This is a genomic window from Cytobacillus sp. FSL R7-0680 (assembly GCF_038009245.1).
Lineage (GTDB): Bacteria > Bacillota > Bacilli > Bacillales > Cytobacillaceae > Cytobacillus > Cytobacillus kochii.
On record NZ_JBBPAO010000001.1, the window covers coordinates 1,780,336 to 1,796,375 of the forward strand.

Below are 16,040 nucleotides of genomic sequence, written 5' to 3' on the forward strand. Positions count from 1 at the left end.
CACTTTTGTCAATTTAATTTATCGGTTTCACGCGTTAAAATCCATCTTGGGTCATTTGATCTTCTTCTACTATTAATTGTATATCATAAAACGAGATTTGATGTATGGAGTAATTTTTTTTATTTTGATAATTAAGTGCCTCTTCAAATAAATATTTGGGAGACCCTTCTTTTTCCGTATCATAAAAAAGGATAAGACAATCACTCTTCGATAGATGAAAAATGTTTTTCATTTTAAATTGATTAGGATTTTCATAAGGCTTACGCGAAACTGCATCAACATAATCAGCACTTGCTACAATTGATTCATACCATTCCTTATTATCTTCTTTCCAATTCCCCTCTACATTTAAAAAAGGCGTAATCACACCTAACTGTAAGTGTTCAAATCCTTCCTCCTGCAACTCGTACACGACCTCTGCAGCCCATAGCTCCGTTCCAAGCTGTCCACTAATGAGCACCCACTCTAATCCTTCATCAAGTAATGAAAGCAATTGTTTTTTTATGGCTCTTTTAATATACGTCACTGCTTGTTCATCTTTTTTAAAAATTCCTAATTCGAAAGGCTTATAACCTGATACAGTGGTTACTTTTACCAATTTTAACTTCTCCTTGCGTCTATTTCAAATACTTATTAGCCTAATTTTAACATATTCCCTTATTTAAATCGAAAGATTATAAAGAGAGGACAAGATATCTTTAGTTTTAACGTGATGATACCTGGAAATGATAGAGTTTCTCTTCCCTTATATGTCGAACCAATCTTTTCTAATAAGTGAACTTTTTAAACCAGCTTTATTTTTATTCCTACATTAATCGTATATTTACGAGCAAGTTTCTCAGCTTTCTTTCCTCACTTTGCTCATTATTGAGAAAGTTCGGATAGCAAACCGAAATTCAATCATAATATGCCCTTCAAATACATGTTGTATATTCTTTTTCTCACGCTATTAGTGAATAATTAAAAAAGGACCCATACAATATTATGAGCCCTTTAGTGATTCATGTTCAATATCTTCTAAACCTTCTGTTGAAAGGATGAACTGGCAAAGGGCGATACGGTACTTGCCCATGTAAAGCCGGTACTTCTGAAGAAGGATGATTGAAATGTACATGCTGATAATTAATATGTTTCACTGTTGTCGTATGACTGGGATGAAAATGTGGAATAATGATGGTCTCATAAACATGGTTAACATGATGATTAGTTGGATGAACAATCGGTTGCAAGTCATTTGGTTTAGGTGGAAATTGGTGCATAAAAATCTCTCCTCTCAATCGATAAAAAAACCTTTTTTTCATTCTATGAGAAGTTAGGAAATCTGCCCTGAGAAATTCACCTATAATCGCACCCAAATTATTTCATTATATAAATAGTAAACTATAAAAACTATCCTTCATCGTGGTCATAAACACGGCTGTAATAATAACGACAAAAAAGAAAATATATAAAATAGCTCTGTACATTTAAATATCATCCTCGCAATTAGCATTCATTTCATACACGGAATATTGTACAAGGAAATATCTTATAAAACAACTAAGAAAGTTGTCCTTTTTAGTGGTGTTTTTTTACAAATACAAATCCGAATGTCGCAAACGAAGTAAGTCTAAAGTCTTATAAAATTTCAGACAGCAATCTGTCGGCAAAGAACCTTTCCTCTTTCTATAATAGGATTGAAGAAAGAAATGGAGGTTTTCCAATGACAAAGATATGGTCAAACGGCGCAGCTGTTGCTCAAGTAAGAGTCGCACGTCCGACAAATCAACTAACAGAAATAGAACGGTTTTATTGCAGCGGTTTAGGGTTACAAAAGATAGGGTCTTTCCAAGGTCATAGTGGATATCAAGGTATAATGATTGGTTTACCAAATGCTAGTTATCACTTAGAAATAATCCAACACGAATCTGGACAGCCTGTTCCTTCACCTACAAAAGAAGACCTATTAGTTTTTTATATTCCTCAATTATCAGAAATCCTAGAAATAAAAAATAGGTTGCATAGCTTGGGATACCACTCTGTTTTACCAGAGAACCCGTACTGGGAGGAGAAGGGTTTCACATTTGCAGACCCTGATGGCTGGGGAGTCATTTTAATGAATACTTCAGGTATATAAACAAAGCTTTCCACCGGGACAATTACTCATCCTGGTGGATCCTTTTCTGTAATTTCCTTAAGAGTCTTTCACGCCGTTTATACAGACTCTCTTTATGCTTTTTATATTTCTCTTTCGTTTCAATTTGCTTTAACGCCTTATCTGTATATTGTATCGCTCTCATGAGATCAGGCAGCCTGTGTTCATATATTTTTGCCAATTCAACACATGCACTAAATTTTTCTTGGTCATCACCATCAGAGGAAACCATCTGCCATAACTCTGCTGCTTTAACCCATTGCTTTTTCTTTTTTAACTGCCAAGCCAGCTGATGTTTCGCTTTTATACCTGCCACATCATTCATTTGTGCTAATTCTTCATACCCCTCTTGCGCTTTTTTGATTTCACCAATAGAGCTAAACCACCTTGCTGTCTCATAGGCTTCTCTTGTGGTTTGCTCTTTATCTAACCCTAGTAATTGGTTAGACAAGTGGATATATAATGTGATCAGTGAGAGGATGTCTATTTCATTATGTTTCATTATACCTAGCATGCCTTCAGGGTTTTTAGTATCTAAATAATCAAAGTAAATCATCGGCGCAAGATAACCTGGGATATCATCCTCTCTTTTTACTCCTAATACTTCTCTTTCAACAATAGATAACTTCGTCCGCTCAAGTTTATGTTTCCATAACCTTCTTGAAGCATGATATAAATCAAAATGACCGAATGGCGGTAGTTTGGGTAAATGTTCTCGAATTAATGTATGCCGTGTTTGTAACTGGGGCCAATCAAACGCTTTACCGTTATAGGTCACCATGGTTGTATAATCAATTGATTCTAAGAAGCTTTTATATAGAGCGATTTCTCCTCCAGGGTCAGGTAATATATGTTGTTTTAATGTGACGCCTTTTCGACTCACGCTCGCATACCCTAATAAGAAAATCGTATTGCCTACTCCACCTCCAAGCCCTGTCGTTTCAGTATCAAAAAAGAACAAATCCTCTGCTTGATGGCCTCTCGCTGTTAATGGGTGACTCTCGGTAGTTTCGTTCCATTTTTCAATGACCTTATATAATTCTTGAAAGCGGTAATTTCCATGTAAGTAATCTAAGGGATAATGAATTTCTCTAATGAGACAAGTACTACCTTCTATATCATGATAAGGAGAAACATGGTGTTGTTGCCATACGTCTTGGAAAGGGAAAACGGATGGGGATTTCTGCTCTACTTCTACTTTTTTTTCGGTAGTATGAGACATATGTGATTGTAAACGATTCAATTTATTTTTTAATGACACACTTCTCACCTACTCCTTATAGCCATGTTTGAAATAACTTTAACACATCACCTTTAGCCGTCTCAGAAGAAAGATCTGTTCCAATACAAGAAGGACAACCTGAGTCACAAGGGCATCTCTCAATCATTGAGATGGCTTCTCTTATTAGTTGATCAATTTCATCGTAGACTTTCTCACTTAATCCTACACCGCCAGGGTATTTATCGTAGAAAAATAATGTTGGTTTTTCATTATGAATAGCTTTTACTTGCGGAACGACATGAACATCCGTCTGATCACACATAACGAATAATGGCACGATTGCTTTAAGGGCATGAGCGGCACCTATTAAACCTTGCTCCAGTCGTTCTTTTCCGAACATCAATCCTTCTGCAAAAAAGGTCACCCACGTAGCACTTGTATGCAATTCTTCTTCTGGTAAAGAAATGGGTCCAGAGCCGATGTTATCATGCGTATCAAATTTAATTTTTTTGAATATCGTTGCCATTGCCGTTACACTCACATCACCATAGCCAATCTGTTCGTTTCCTATTCGCTTTGTTTTATCTTCCTCTAATACTTTTAATTCGACGGCTAAGTTGGCGTCTGTATAATAATCGACTGCCACTTCTCGTACAAAAGCTTTTTTCTCTTCCCAATCTAAATACTCAACTTGAAATTGAGTACCTTGGTGGAGATAGATGGCTTCATCATGTAACAATGTCATCGCAGAAAAACGGTCCATCTCACCAATCACCTTCACATTCGCCACATCTGATTGATCGATTATGACAACATTCTCTTGCGATGCGGACCGTAAACTGACATTATGAGCTGGAAAAGAATCATTCATCCAATAATACTTGTCTAGATTTTCGTGCAGTACCTGTTCTTCAGATAAATATTCTAATACTTCTTCAGTTTCAAAGCGACCAAATGACTCTCCTTTCTTAAAAGGCAATTCATAGGCAGCACATTTAATATGATCAATGAGAATGATTAAGTTATCTGGATTGATTCTTGCTGTTTCTGGATTTCGTTTAAAGAAATAATCAGGATGATCAATGATATATTGATCTAATGGGTTTGAGCTAGCAACCATAATAACGAGTGATTCACTATGTCTACGCCCAGCTCTACCAGCTTGCTGCCAAGAACTAGAAATTGTCCCTGGATAACCAGTCATAATACAAACTTGCAGCTGACCAATATCGACGCCAAGTTCGAGTGCGTTTGTACTGACAACTCCATATATCTCTCCATGACGCAAACCCTTTTCAATCGATCTTCTCTCAGATGGAAGGTAACCGCCACGATAACCTCTGATTGCTTTCGGTCCAATCTTATGCTTGACTAGCTCTTGTAAATACTTAAGTAATACTTCCACTCTCACACGGCTTTTAGCAAAAATAATCGTTTGTACTTTGTTCATTAGCATTTCACTTGCTAGCCTTCTTACCTCGAGTGTCGCACTTCTCCTTATATTTAATGGCTTATTGACAAGCGGTGGATTATAAAACACAAAATGTTTACGGCCGCTCGGCGCACCATTATTGTCAATTAATTTCATATTTGTTTCTGTTAGCTCCTCTGCAAGTTCAAGGGGATTGGCAATAGTCGCAGAAGTGCATATAAAAACGGGTTTACTTCCATAAAACTCACAGATTCTTAATAACCTCCGTAGAACATTGGCTACATGAGAACCAAATACACCGCGATAAATATGTAATTCATCAATAATAATAAAACGAAGATTTTCAAATAATGATACCCATTTCGTATGATGTGGAAGAATTGCTGAATGAAGCATGTCCGGATTAGTCATAACAATATGGCCAGCTCTTCTCACTTTTTGTCTAATATTTGAAGGCGTGTCACCATCATATGTATAGCTATTAACGGAAAGAGATGACTCTTCAATCAATTCATTGATTTCCATTTTCTGATCCTGAGCAAGTGCTTTTGTAGGAAATAAATATAAGGCCCTTGCTTGTGGATTATTTATGATAGTCTGCAATACTGGCAAATTGTAACATAAGGTCTTTCCCGACGCTGTTGGTGTAACAGCAACAATGGACTGATGAGCCATAACGGCATCGTAACTTGAGCGCTGATGAGTATACAGACGGGATATTCCTCTTTTTTCTAAGGCGCTCATTAAATGAGGATCTAGTCCAATCGGCATATCCGCTACTTGCGCTTCCTTCTCTTCCAATGTATGCCAATACGTTATTTGTTCTCCAAATTTATCGGATTGTTTGAGCTCTTTAATCAGTTCTTGTAAATTCTTTTTCACCTTCACGTTCTTCACCTCATCACTTTATTCTAGCGAATAAACGTTCGCAGAAAAAGGTTTTTTTACGATTTATTTATTAGAATATTATTCCATCTAGCCTATTTGAGTTTTAAAATCACCCAAACTTTATCGAGTGCATAGAATAAAAGGAATGTTTGATTTATTTGGGAGGGAGTTACATGAGTGAAAAAAGAAAGGAGCCGTTCGGAGATTTAATGAAATCCATGAATCAGTTTTTTCATGATAAACCTGTAAAAAACTTCATGCAGACAATGGACGACTTTTTTAAAAATCCGTTTCCTTTCGCTACTTCTTTTCATGTAGAAGTAAATGAAAACGCCGATGATTATATTATAAAAGCGGAACTACCAGGCATAAACCGTGAACAAATTGAATTGAATGCCATTAATAATTATATTAAAATTACGATTCACCGACTCGATATTGAGACAAGTGAAGATGACTTACAACAAATATATCAAAAAAAACAGGCATTCCAACAATCAACTAGGACGATCCCTTTACCTTTTATTATCGATGAAAGCACCATTCAAGCTTCTCACACAAATGGCTTACTCATCGTAAAAGTGCCTAAACCAAAAGGTAAAAGGATCAGCTTACAATAATATAATGACTGTAAAGCAAGTAGTAAATCTATTTTCTACTTGCTTCTGTATTTAACCACTGATTAAAAGCTCCTGAAGGTACACTGAAGTAGTCTCGTGTAAACTGAAGGAAAATTTCAGTATCTACTTCTCTTCCGGCAAACTGTTCGTAAAAGGAAGATAAATATTTCTCACCTACTTCTTCGGGACTAATCCCTCTATAAGCGTAATGTTCTTCGATTAATTCGATTATTTCCCAAGCAGGTTGTGCATTTAATATGGCTTCATGTTCAACCTCATTGATATTGGTATTGGATACTTGGCTTCCATTCACATGCTTTTCTAATGCCCCTAATTCTTCTTGTAAGTAAGCCAAAGCCTGTTGCTTACTTTCCTCACCTTGATCAACGCCGTATTGATAAGCAGCTAAATGCGATAGACCCGATCCAATCCAGCTATCATTTTGAGGATCCTGACTGATAGCCGATGCATAATAGAGAGCAGCCACCTCTTTAGCTAATATATATGGATTCCGAGCTTCTTCTGGATTCAGCATGACCATACCAGGCACACTCTCAGTTTCCAAGGAATCGCTAATAAAAATATCTGCTTGCTTAAATGGTAGAGGTGCTATCGCCTCTTCAAAATAATCAAAAACTGCCATGATCTCTTCTTCAGCTAAGTCCTTCCGTGATGAAGATTGATGCAAAAAGCTAACCTGCGTATCCTTTTGTGTAATCCTTCCACTTTTCTCCCAATTATCAGATACAATAGAAAAGGAGAAATTCTTCACATCATCGATGGAAACCTCTTCCTTGTCATTCTCAATAGCAGAAGATATAAATGTATATCCTGGTTGAAGGTCATAACTCACTTTAAATGAAGACAATAATGCATGATGATGATGAATATATGGATTATCTTTTGTCGCTTCTGCCCATCTTCCGTTTTTATATGGTGCTAAGGTAAAATACCAGTCTTGGAAAATATCAGCATCCTCTATTCCTCTCATTCTATAGTTAAATTGCACATCAAATTGACTCTCGCCTTGCCATTTTTTAGGTAACGTAATGTAATAAACGTCATCCTTTATTTCATATGGTAGATTTTCCTGGTTTACAATGATTTCATTCAGTTTTAATTGAGCTAAATTTCTCGGTGCAAAAAAAATGAGCTCTTTCCATTTATCTTCTGATTCGTTCTTAACTGACACTTCTTCTTTCACTGTAAACTCATTTGCACTTTCCATGGAAAGCTCTAAAGAATAGTCTCCTTTATTTTCATTTGTTACACCAATTTTCGAATCACTATATTGATTAACAAATATACCACCTAAAACAAATAATAGTAAAAGGATAGCAAAACCTACTTTATGTAAACTAAAGTTTAAAAATCGCTTTTCTCCTAATCTTTTTCGTGTTGGTCTCCCTTTTGGTTTAATTCCAGTTTTGATCCAAGGCATTCTAGCATAATCTGTTTGGAATTTATTTTTTAACCCCGCGGTTAATAAGCTAAAAGATATCGTGGTTATTAACAAAATGATAAGTGGCACCATTAAAATATATTGATTGCCCATCAAATTCTCTCTCGCTTGTCCAACAAGACCAGATAATTCTTTTGTAACCGATAAATAGATAACAGGATCATTTCTAACAATCGTTCCACCGATAAAAATATTTAATAAAGCTAACTGTCCCATGATTGTAATCACATAAACAATTTCCATTGTGAACATCACAAGTAAAGATTCTTTTAATTGGGGAAACACGTTACGCCATAACAGCCTCCACCTCTTTGCACCAAGAGTCATTGATGCCAAAACAAAATCTCTTTTATAAATTTCAGCTGTTTTTTGCCGAACAGAAGATACGATACTAGGAGTACCAATAAGTGAGGCAATAACGATGAAATATGCTATAAGAATAGGCGTTTCCAATATAGAACCAAAATTAATAGGCAACAAGCAGAAATATAAAATTAAAAATGCAGGTACATAACTCCAAGCTCCTTCAAAAGCGATAATGAAAGACGGTATTTTTTTCCATGTACCAATAAACATCCCCAGTACTGTACCGATTATCATCTTTATCGTAGCAACTGCAATGGCAATCCACACCGTATATCGCAAACCATAAAGTATCATTGATAATAAATCGTACCCCCACCGATCAGTCCCTAAAGGGTAAGCCATTGATTCAAATGGTTTTAATGGTGGTGAAATGACATCGCCATCAATATACTTCACCTCTAAGGCCATGAAGATGGAGTGTGGTGCTATTTTCGGACCAAATACCGTAAAAAATAAGACAATCGTTACACTAACTATACCTAAATACAATGCGTAATTTCGATTATATATCTTATTCATAAATAAACCCTCGTTTAAATAAATAAAGTAAAAGTCTAATAACTACAAAGACAAGTAGAGAAATGAATAGCATGCCAAATAGCCCGATGGCAATAGGCTGAGGATCACCAAAACTTTGAAAAACAAACTTGGTTAGACCTGACACGTTGAGCAAATATTCCACAATAAATAAATTACCGATGGCAAGGGATAAAACTTTCACCAAATCAGCTACGAGAAACGGCTCAATATTTTTATACACATGCTGAAAATTAATACGATCAACTTTCAAGCCTTTTGCTACAGCTGTACGAATATAATCTTCTCCAGCTATTAAAAAGTACCTCTCAGAAATCAATTTAAATAGATAAATAGAAGGAGCAATCGCAACAAGAACCATCGGGAACCAAATATTCAATGCACCTCCATTCGGTAAAAAGGAGACGACTCTAAAGCCCGTCCATTTATAAATATTCACCGCAAAGAGTAGAGCAAAAATAATAAAAATAAAATCTGGAATGGTTGAGATAATATTCATCATGACACGGAAAATTTTTGTTAAGTAAAATCGACTTAAGAAAATACCGAATAATAAACTTAATAGAATTGAAAGTAATACACCCACAAAAACAATATAAAAGGAAGTGAAAAAATTATCTCCAATTTCTGAAGCAATCGACCTTTGCTCCATCCCTACATAATATGTACCTAAGCTGCCGGTGCTCAACTCTTTAAAGAAATTTCCTACCATTGATGGAAATTGAGCAAAATTCAAACTAACCGTACCATTAGTAGGGTTAACTAAAACGATTGATGGTAAAGTTGCTAGAAATAAAATAAGAAAGATGACGATAATCATTTGCTGGATATAACGAACCATTTCTTTCCCCCTTCTGCTTCTTTCGTCATGCTAACTATTTTTCATCTTTCCTACATTATTGTCAATATTTTTTTGATAATTCCCCCATTTCCGAATACAGGACTTTTCATTCAGATTTATATTTATTAAATAGCCTTTCAAATGGAAGAAAAAAGGGCGGCCAAATATTACTTTGTATTACCTCTTTTTTATGATGACATGTCTGAAACAAGTCATCATAAAAAGCCATGTGATTTTTTGCGGTCACATGGCCAAAGTAAGTATATGTCTGCATTAATCCAATTAATAATTGCCACCTTAAAGAACATTGCCGTTTACTTATTCATCAATGAACCTTATGATCCTCTTTTTAGTATTTAAACCCTACACCTTAAAGAAACCACCGACCCCTTTTACCATTGACGAGACTTGGTTTACAGCATTCATCATTTGTCCCGCTGTATCCATCATCTTATTAAAATCAAGTGAACCATCTTGTGACTTAAAGCTATTCATAATCGATTGAACATTACTAGGTTGTTTCGCAACAAAAGATTGTTTTGGATAAGGGTTCATGGTGTTATATTGGCTTTGCATATTATAAGATTTATTTACCGGCTGTTCATTGGGCTCGAGTGGATTGTGAAAATAATTCGGACTATCCTGTAAAGGGTAGTTTGGTTGGTGATTATTTACATCATGTTGAGGTGGATACATATTCCCATATGGAATTGTCTGATAGGGATAATTATTCGTGTAAGCATAATTCATTTGAGATTGATTCCATAATGGCTGTTGTTGTCCATTCATTATTGGGTGTGGAACGGACTGCATTACCGGCAGTTGTCTTATTTCAGCAGGGTAGGACATATTAGATTGGTAAGGTGCATAATATGGATTAAAGCTCCATGCAACAGGCATATTTCGTTTACTTTTCTCATTTCTTTTACGGCCAAACATGGGCAAACATCCTCCTTATTCATCATCATTATACTGTATGATGAATAGGCGAATTAGGTGATTATCCTCAATAATATTTCCATTTTAGAAAAGATATCCTTACTTTTCAATCTGTCATTAATTGTTGAACTTTGTCGGAAGTTTAAATTTTTGAAAAATAAACAATCTATTTATTTCGTGTTACTATAAATTTAAAGATTTGTTTTTTCCTACATTTCTTTAAAACTTCATATTTCATCGCATGATTGGATGAGTATCCTTTTAAGATTATTTCATTATTTGGGGGAGGAAGATTCAAATGAATATTCACGAGCTAAAGCAGAAGTTTCAACAAGTGAAGGAAGTTAAGCCAGATCACGCGAACCAACTACTAGATTTCTCTAAACGAGCTTATATCCACAATGAAATTTCCATTTTGGATTATCGAAATCTTGTTCGTGAATTAGAATCATTAGGTGCTGTCATTCCTGAAAGTTTTTTTAAAGACGGATCCCTAATTACTATGAAATAGGAAAAAACATTCATAACTCAGAAGGAAAAAGGAGTCACTTTTTTAGTGACTCCTTTTTCCTTCTATAATTTATACTGAAGCTGGCTCTCCCTTTCCACTCATTCTGTGTAAGAAAAAGTCGCTCAATTATTTCATTCGCCCGAAGTTAGGAGCTTTAAATCCTCTGTCTTAGGCTTGTTCACATTTCACTTTCTTCTACGATTCTTAACAACGTCTCAACAACATATTTTGCAGACTGCAATTGATTTGTAAATCTCGATTTACTTGTTTCAGGGTAAAAGGCTTGAATGGAGCATGTTTCAATTTGGTCATAGGCGGAATTAATTTGCATCGGCCACAGCTTCTTTGTTGCTTTGGACTGTAAAAAATGAAGTGCTTCTTCCTTCCATACATCCAACTCTTGTTTCACCTTGTCTGCATACGGCTTAACTTCGCCGAAAAAATCCGCTTTTTTATTTTCTTTTCTACCATCTATATAGCGCTTCTCTATCCATTCCAAATGCATTAACATCTCTTTTGAGTGTTTGGCTAGCTTGTTCATCATGTTCATCTCCAGTCATTCTGTAAAAATCATAGATGAGCTAACCTTATTGTAGCTTACGACTATACTACTCGTAAATGATTAGCGATAACCAAGTTTGTATTTCACAAAATGTGAATCCGTCGTATCTTGTTGATGAAGCTCGTCCATCGGAAACTTTTCTAATTCCTCTAACTTTTCATGACACGCTTCTACTTTTTCTATTTGTTCTTCTTGTTGATTGAACTTTAATTGTTGTAGATTCTTTTGCACAGCTGTCTCTAAAGCCTCCAATTGATTATAGATATCCTCTAGCATGAGTAACAATTCTTGTTTTTCTGTCATATTGGGTTTCATTGACAAGTCATGCCTCCTTTAAGGTCGCGTCTTTGATATAATGTACATTCGCTTTCCTATTTCTTTCTCCTTTGCGATTGACAAAACTAGAACTGATTCGGCAAAGAAAGAAGGATTTTTTATATAATGACCTTCTTTCGACAGCATATGAATAAACGTTTGAAAATATGACTAAACGGCAACACTGAAAAGAAAATGAAACATTTTTGCCTTCTATTACGTCAAATATTACAAAACAAGTACACCTTGTTGGATTAGTGCTTTTTGACCACCCGATTACATCTTGCTTCTGGTATGATAAGGTATAGTTTGTGAGGTGAAGTCTATGGCATTTCATTACCCGAACGGGAGGAAATACGTACCTGCAGAAAAAAGCACATTAGAAAAAAGTAAACGCAAGAATCCGTCATATGGTAAAAGAGGTATGACATTGGAGGACGATATTAACGACAGCAACCAATATTACTTAGATAGAGGGATCGCGGTCATACACAAGAAACCAACACCAGTACAGATTGTTCAAGTGGATTATCCTGCAAGAAGTGCAGCCGTTATTAAAGAAGCATACTTTAAACAGGCATCCACAACTGACTATAACGGCATTTATAAGGGTAAGTATATTGATTTCGAAGCAAAGGAAACTAAAAACACTACTTCATTTCCTTTTAATAACTTCCATTTACATCAAATTGAACATATGAGGAACATCATTAAACAAAGGGGCATTTGCTTTGTCATTTTACGCTTTTCGACAACTGACGAGTTATTTTTACTAGAGGCTAAGGAATTACTCGTTTTTTGGGAACGTATGGAAAATGGTGGAAGGAAATCGATGACAAAGGATGAAGTGAGAGAAAAAGGGCATCGCATAATACTTGGCTTTCAACCAAGAATTGATTATATTAAGATATTAGATAACATTTATCAGCTTGATAGCTCAACATAAGGTTTGAGATAGAAAGGAAGGACTTATATGTCAGAACAGTATAAATCTAGGGAGGAGCGCCGAAAACAACAACAGCAATCACCTAAACCGAAGAAGAAAAAATCAGGGAAAACGCTATTCAAGAAGATTTTTCTCACATTAATTGCACTCGGTATTGTTGGGATGATTGCAGGCGCAGCTACATTTGCCTTTATGGTTAAGGATGCTCCCGAGCTAGATCCAGCACTATTAAAGGACCCTATTCCGTCGGTACTTCTCGATATAAATGGAGAAAAAATTACGGAAGTCGGTGCTGGAAATTTAGATTATGTTGAATATGAAGATATACCCGACCTTGTTGAAAATGCTTTTCTAGCAACAGAAGATGTTCGCTTTTATGAACATAATGGCATGGATTTAATTCGATTAGGTGGAGCAGTTATCGCCAACGTAACAAAAGGTTTTGGTTCTGAGGGCGCTAGTACGATTACACAACAGGTCGTAAAGAACTCATTCTTAAATAATGAAAAAACAATTAGCCGTAAAGCACAAGAGGCTTGGCTTTCATTCCAATTGGAACGAAAATATACAAAGCAAGAAATCTTTGAAATGTATGTGAATAAAATTTACATGTCAGAAAATAGTCACGGTGTTTTAACAGCATCACGTTTATATTTTGGTAAAGATTTGGATGAACTGGAGTTACATGAAGCCGCATTACTTGCAGGGATGCCGCAAAGTCCAAACAACTATAACCCGTTTACTCATCCAGAAAATGCTGAAAAACGACGTAACATTGTTTTATCTTTAATGAACCAACATGGATTCATTTCCGAAGAGCAAAAGACTGAAGCACAATCTATTCCTATCACTGAAGGGTTAGTTCCTGAAGGTGAAAGAGAAATAGAAGATGATACACCATATGATTCATTTGTCGATGTTGTCATTGATGAAGTAACTGAAAAATACCCTGACCTCGATATCTTTTCCGATGGTTTAACAATTCATACAACAGCAGACAAAGATATCCAAAAATATGTTTCAAATATCTTAAATAGCGAAGATGTCATACAATATCCAGATGAAGAATTCCAAGCAGGGATTACTTTATTAGATTCAAGTAATGGTGAAGTTCGGGCGATTGGCGGCGGACGGAATCAAGAAGTAAAACGTGGCTTCAACTTTGCCACAGACCAAAAACGTCAAGCAGGTTCAACATTTAAACCGATCGCCGGATATGCACCTGCCATTGAATTTAATCAATGGGGCACTTATCATACACTTGTTGATGAGCCATATAAATACAGTGAAGGAACCGAAGTAAATAACTGGGATAACTCGTTTAAAGGGACGATGACTATGCGCCAAGCATTGGCAGAGTCACGGAATATACCTGCTGTTAAAGCTATTCAAGAAGTGGGCACTGAGCAATCAATGGAATTTGCTAATCGACTAGGCTTTAACTTTAAAGATGAGTATTATGAGTCATCTGTACTTGGTACAAAGGCCGTTTCTCCAATGGAAATGGCAGGTGCTTATAGCGCATTTGCCAATGAAGGTTTCTATACAGATCCTCATACTGTCAAAGCCATTGAAATGCGTGATGGTACGAAGATTGACACCACACCTGAAAGTGAAGCGGTGATGAATGATTACACTGCCTTTATGATTACAGATATGCTGAAGACAGCTATCTCAAGCGGTACCGGTACAACAGCAAATATCCAGGGATTACCTGTAGCTGGAAAAACAGGAACAACAAATTATACAGCAGAAGAAAAACAAAAGTATGATATCCCTAACGGTGCAACACCAGATGCCTGGTTTGCTGGTTATACAACGAATTATACGGCAGCAATTTGGACCGGATATGAAAGTAGGAAGACTTACCTACCATCAAACGGTTACGATCAGAAGATTGCCCAAATGCTCTTTAAAAACATTATGCAATATGCTTCAGAAGGGAAAGAAACAGCTGATTTCAAAATGCCTAACTCTGTTGAAAAAGTGGCGATTGAAAAAGGTAGCAACCCTGCAAAACTAGCAAGTGAATATACACCAAGTGATCAAATTATTACAGAGTACGCTGTCAAAGGAAATGCACCAAAAACAGTCTCTGAAAAGTTCGATAAGCTTGAAGCACCGAATGGTTTCAATGCCAAATATAATAAAGAAGCCAATACGATCGAACTCGTATGGAAACATAAAGACAAAGATAATACTCAGTTTGTGGTAACCGGCGCTATTAATGATGGCGGAGCCCAAGAGCTCACGACAACATCTGAAACATCACTTACGATTGAAAATCCTGAACCTGATAGCACATATACCTTCACTGTAAAAGCGGTTCAAGATGGTAAGGAAAGTGATGCTGCCCAAACATCTGTTAACATACCGGCCAATGAAGAAGAGCCAGAAGAAGTCGAACCACCTGAAGAAGAAACGCCAGGTGATGGACAACAACCACCTGGAGACGAAGAAGGTGGCAATGATAACGAGAATGGCAATGGTGACGGAAATAACAGCGAAAATGGCGATGGTAATGGAAATAACAATGGTGAGGGCAACGATAACAACAATGGTAATGGTAATGGTAATGGTAATGAAGATAATAGTGAAGAAGAAAATCAATCACCTGAAGAAGAACCATCACCACCAGATGAAAATCCTGAGGAATAATCGTTATTTTAAAAGCAGAGAAGATATCTTCTCTGCTTTTATCTTACCTGTGTGATTTTCTTCAAAATATTCAAGCAGGCATTTACTTAAGTTTCTGCATAAGAAAAAAACACTCTTCGCATTTTTATTGCTTCGAGTGTTTTTTTCTTATCCTATTCTTAGCATCTAATTTAATCACTTCATTTATGAGTTCAATTAATTGAATAAAAGCTAAATGAAGTGCAGGTTGCCCCATAATAAATTGTAATCGATCGGCAAAGTTGAATGGGAGATGTACCAAGCCATCACCTATTTGTTGTTCATCCAATGATACTGGTTTTTCATTTAACCAATAAACATATTGAACTAAAAGGGCAACTCCCAAAACCATGAGTTGCTCTGCTTCCTGCTTATTTCTTTGTTGATGGGCTGATTTTAGCCTGATCTTTAATTGATCCCATTCTTTAAGAATCATTGCGATGAATCGCTCTGACTCTTCCCAAGGTTTTTCAGAAGCTATTCCTTGATACAACTTTCTTTCGTAATAAAATGGGACAAACTCTCCTACTTGATCCTGTATATTATTAAAAAAAGGATGCTGTAACCTTTTTAACCGCTCATTCATATT

General features: G+C 36.1%; 15 protein-coding genes. 5 read left to right on the forward strand and 10 right to left on the reverse strand.

Annotation, left to right across the window (positions count from 1 at the left end; all coding sequences use genetic code 11):
* Window positions 1-34: 34 nt before the first annotated feature.
* Window positions 35-598: a DUF1273 domain-containing protein gene (locus tag MKY26_RS08805; protein ID WP_340975371.1), complete on the reverse strand. Its 564-nt coding sequence runs from the start codon at window positions 596-598 to the stop codon at window positions 35-37.
* 409 nt (window positions 599-1,007) lie between these two features.
* Window positions 1,008-1,259, reverse strand: a complete 252-nt coding sequence (locus MKY26_RS08810; RefSeq protein ID WP_095372807.1) for a CotD family spore coat protein — start codon at window positions 1,257-1,259, stop codon at window positions 1,008-1,010.
* 443 nt (window positions 1,260-1,702) lie between these two features.
* Between MKY26_RS08810 and MKY26_RS08815 the strand changes: the two genes are divergently transcribed.
* The gene (locus MKY26_RS08815; RefSeq protein WP_095372806.1) at window positions 1,703-2,116 is read left to right on the forward strand and encodes a VOC family protein; all 414 of its coding nucleotides are present in this window, start codon (window positions 1,703-1,705) and stop codon (window positions 2,114-2,116) included.
* A 22-nt stretch (window positions 2,117-2,138) separates the two neighbouring features.
* Here the strand turns inward: MKY26_RS08815 and MKY26_RS08820 are convergent, their stop codons facing one another.
* Together MKY26_RS08820 and MKY26_RS08825 are read right to left on the reverse strand one after the other, a co-directional pair.
* Entirely contained in the window at window positions 2,139-3,395 is a 1,257-nt protein-coding gene (locus tag MKY26_RS08820; RefSeq protein ID WP_341056092.1) for a ribonuclease H-like domain-containing protein, read from the reverse strand.
* Between the two features lie 16 nt (window positions 3,396-3,411).
* Window positions 3,412-5,676: a DEAD/DEAH box helicase gene (locus MKY26_RS08825; RefSeq protein ID WP_328197624.1), complete on the reverse strand. Its 2,265-nt coding sequence runs from the start codon at window positions 5,674-5,676 to the stop codon at window positions 3,412-3,414.
* A 173-nt stretch (window positions 5,677-5,849) separates the two neighbouring features.
* Here MKY26_RS08825 and MKY26_RS08830 point away from each other — a divergent pair, with 173 nt between their 5' ends.
* Window positions 5,850-6,296, forward strand: coding sequence for an Hsp20/alpha crystallin family protein (locus tag MKY26_RS08830; protein ID WP_095372803.1), 447 nt, complete (start codon window positions 5,850-5,852; stop codon window positions 6,294-6,296).
* Window positions 6,297-6,324: 28 nt separating this feature from the next.
* Here the strand turns inward: MKY26_RS08830 and MKY26_RS08835 are convergent, their stop codons facing one another.
* The 3 genes from MKY26_RS08835 to MKY26_RS08845 all read right to left on the reverse strand — a co-directional run bounded on the left by MKY26_RS08835 (window position 6,325) and on the right by MKY26_RS08845 (window position 10,441).
* On the reverse strand, window positions 6,325-8,643 hold the full coding sequence (locus tag MKY26_RS08835) for an ABC transporter permease (protein WP_341095807.1): 2,319 nt from the start codon (window positions 8,641-8,643) through the stop codon (window positions 6,325-6,327).
* Window positions 8,636-9,502 carry an ABC transporter permease subunit gene (locus tag MKY26_RS08840; protein ID WP_307313084.1) on the reverse strand — a complete coding sequence of 289 codons (867 nt, stop codon included), beginning with the start codon at window positions 9,500-9,502 and terminating at the stop codon, window positions 8,636-8,638. Before MKY26_RS08840 ends, MKY26_RS08835 begins: the two co-directional genes overlap by 8 nt.
* Before the next feature lie 363 nt (window positions 9,503-9,865).
* Entirely contained in the window at window positions 9,866-10,441 is a 576-nt protein-coding gene (locus MKY26_RS08845) for a YppG family protein (RefSeq protein ID WP_233435226.1), read from the reverse strand.
* A 298-nt stretch (window positions 10,442-10,739) separates the two neighbouring features.
* On the opposite strand from MKY26_RS08845, the gene MKY26_RS08850 reads away from it, so the two are divergent.
* Complete coding sequence (locus MKY26_RS08850; protein ID WP_095372800.1) at window positions 10,740-10,952, forward strand: YppF family protein; 213 nt, start codon at window positions 10,740-10,742, stop codon at window positions 10,950-10,952.
* A 178-nt stretch (window positions 10,953-11,130) separates the two neighbouring features.
* Here the strand turns inward: MKY26_RS08850 and MKY26_RS08855 are convergent, their stop codons facing one another.
* Both MKY26_RS08855 and MKY26_RS08860 read right to left on the reverse strand, forming a co-directional pair.
* Window positions 11,131-11,496, reverse strand: coding sequence for a DUF1798 family protein (locus MKY26_RS08855; RefSeq protein ID WP_341095818.1), 366 nt, complete (start codon window positions 11,494-11,496; stop codon window positions 11,131-11,133).
* Window positions 11,497-11,574: 78 nt separating this feature from the next.
* Entirely contained in the window at window positions 11,575-11,835 is a 261-nt protein-coding gene (locus MKY26_RS08860) for a hypothetical protein (protein ID WP_307313076.1), read from the reverse strand.
* Between the two features lie 319 nt (window positions 11,836-12,154).
* Between MKY26_RS08860 and recU the strand changes: the two genes are divergently transcribed.
* Both recU and MKY26_RS08870 read left to right on the forward strand, forming a co-directional pair.
* Window positions 12,155-12,775, forward strand: a complete 621-nt coding sequence (recU, locus tag MKY26_RS08865; protein WP_095372797.1) for a Holliday junction resolvase RecU — start codon at window positions 12,155-12,157, stop codon at window positions 12,773-12,775.
* A gap of 27 nt (window positions 12,776-12,802) precedes the next feature.
* A complete protein-coding gene (locus MKY26_RS08870) occupies window positions 12,803-15,433 on the forward strand; it encodes a transglycosylase domain-containing protein (protein WP_341095826.1) in 2,631 nt (876 codons plus the stop codon).
* A 124-nt stretch (window positions 15,434-15,557) separates the two neighbouring features.
* Here the strand turns inward: MKY26_RS08870 and MKY26_RS08875 are convergent, their stop codons facing one another.
* Window positions 15,558-16,037: a YpoC family protein gene (locus MKY26_RS08875; RefSeq protein WP_095372795.1), complete on the reverse strand. Its 480-nt coding sequence runs from the start codon at window positions 16,035-16,037 to the stop codon at window positions 15,558-15,560.
* Window positions 16,038-16,040: the final 3 nt, after the last annotated feature.

Coding starts and splice junctions, on each gene's coding strand:
- MKY26_RS08810 (WP_095372807.1), bottom strand. CDS start 1,259: ATGCACCAATTTCCACCTAAACCAAATGACTTGCAACCGATTGTTCAT.
- MKY26_RS08815 (WP_095372806.1), top strand. CDS start 1,703: ATGACAAAGATATGGTCAAACGGCGCAGCTGTTGCTCAAGTAAGAGTC.
- MKY26_RS08830 (WP_095372803.1), top strand. CDS start 5,850: ATGAGTGAAAAAAGAAAGGAGCCGTTCGGAGATTTAATGAAATCCATG.
- MKY26_RS08835 (WP_341095807.1), bottom strand. CDS start 8,643: ATGAATAAGATATATAATCGAAATTACGCATTGTATTTAGGTATAGTT.
- MKY26_RS08840 (WP_307313084.1), bottom strand. CDS start 9,502: ATGGTTCGTTATATCCAGCAAATGATTATCGTCATCTTTCTTATTTTA.
- MKY26_RS08845 (WP_233435226.1), bottom strand. CDS start 10,441: ATGTTTGGCCGTAAAAGAAATGAGAAAAGTAAACGAAATATGCCTGTT.
- MKY26_RS08850 (WP_095372800.1), top strand. CDS start 10,740: ATGAATATTCACGAGCTAAAGCAGAAGTTTCAACAAGTGAAGGAAGTT.
- MKY26_RS08855 (WP_341095818.1), bottom strand. CDS start 11,496: ATGATGAACAAGCTAGCCAAACACTCAAAAGAGATGTTAATGCATTTG.
- recU (WP_095372797.1), top strand. CDS start 12,155: ATGGCATTTCATTACCCGAACGGGAGGAAATACGTACCTGCAGAAAAA.
- MKY26_RS08870 (WP_341095826.1), top strand. CDS start 12,803: ATGTCAGAACAGTATAAATCTAGGGAGGAGCGCCGAAAACAACAACAG.
- MKY26_RS08875 (WP_095372795.1), bottom strand. CDS start 16,037: ATGAATGAGCGGTTAAAAAGGTTACAGCATCCTTTTTTTAATAATATA.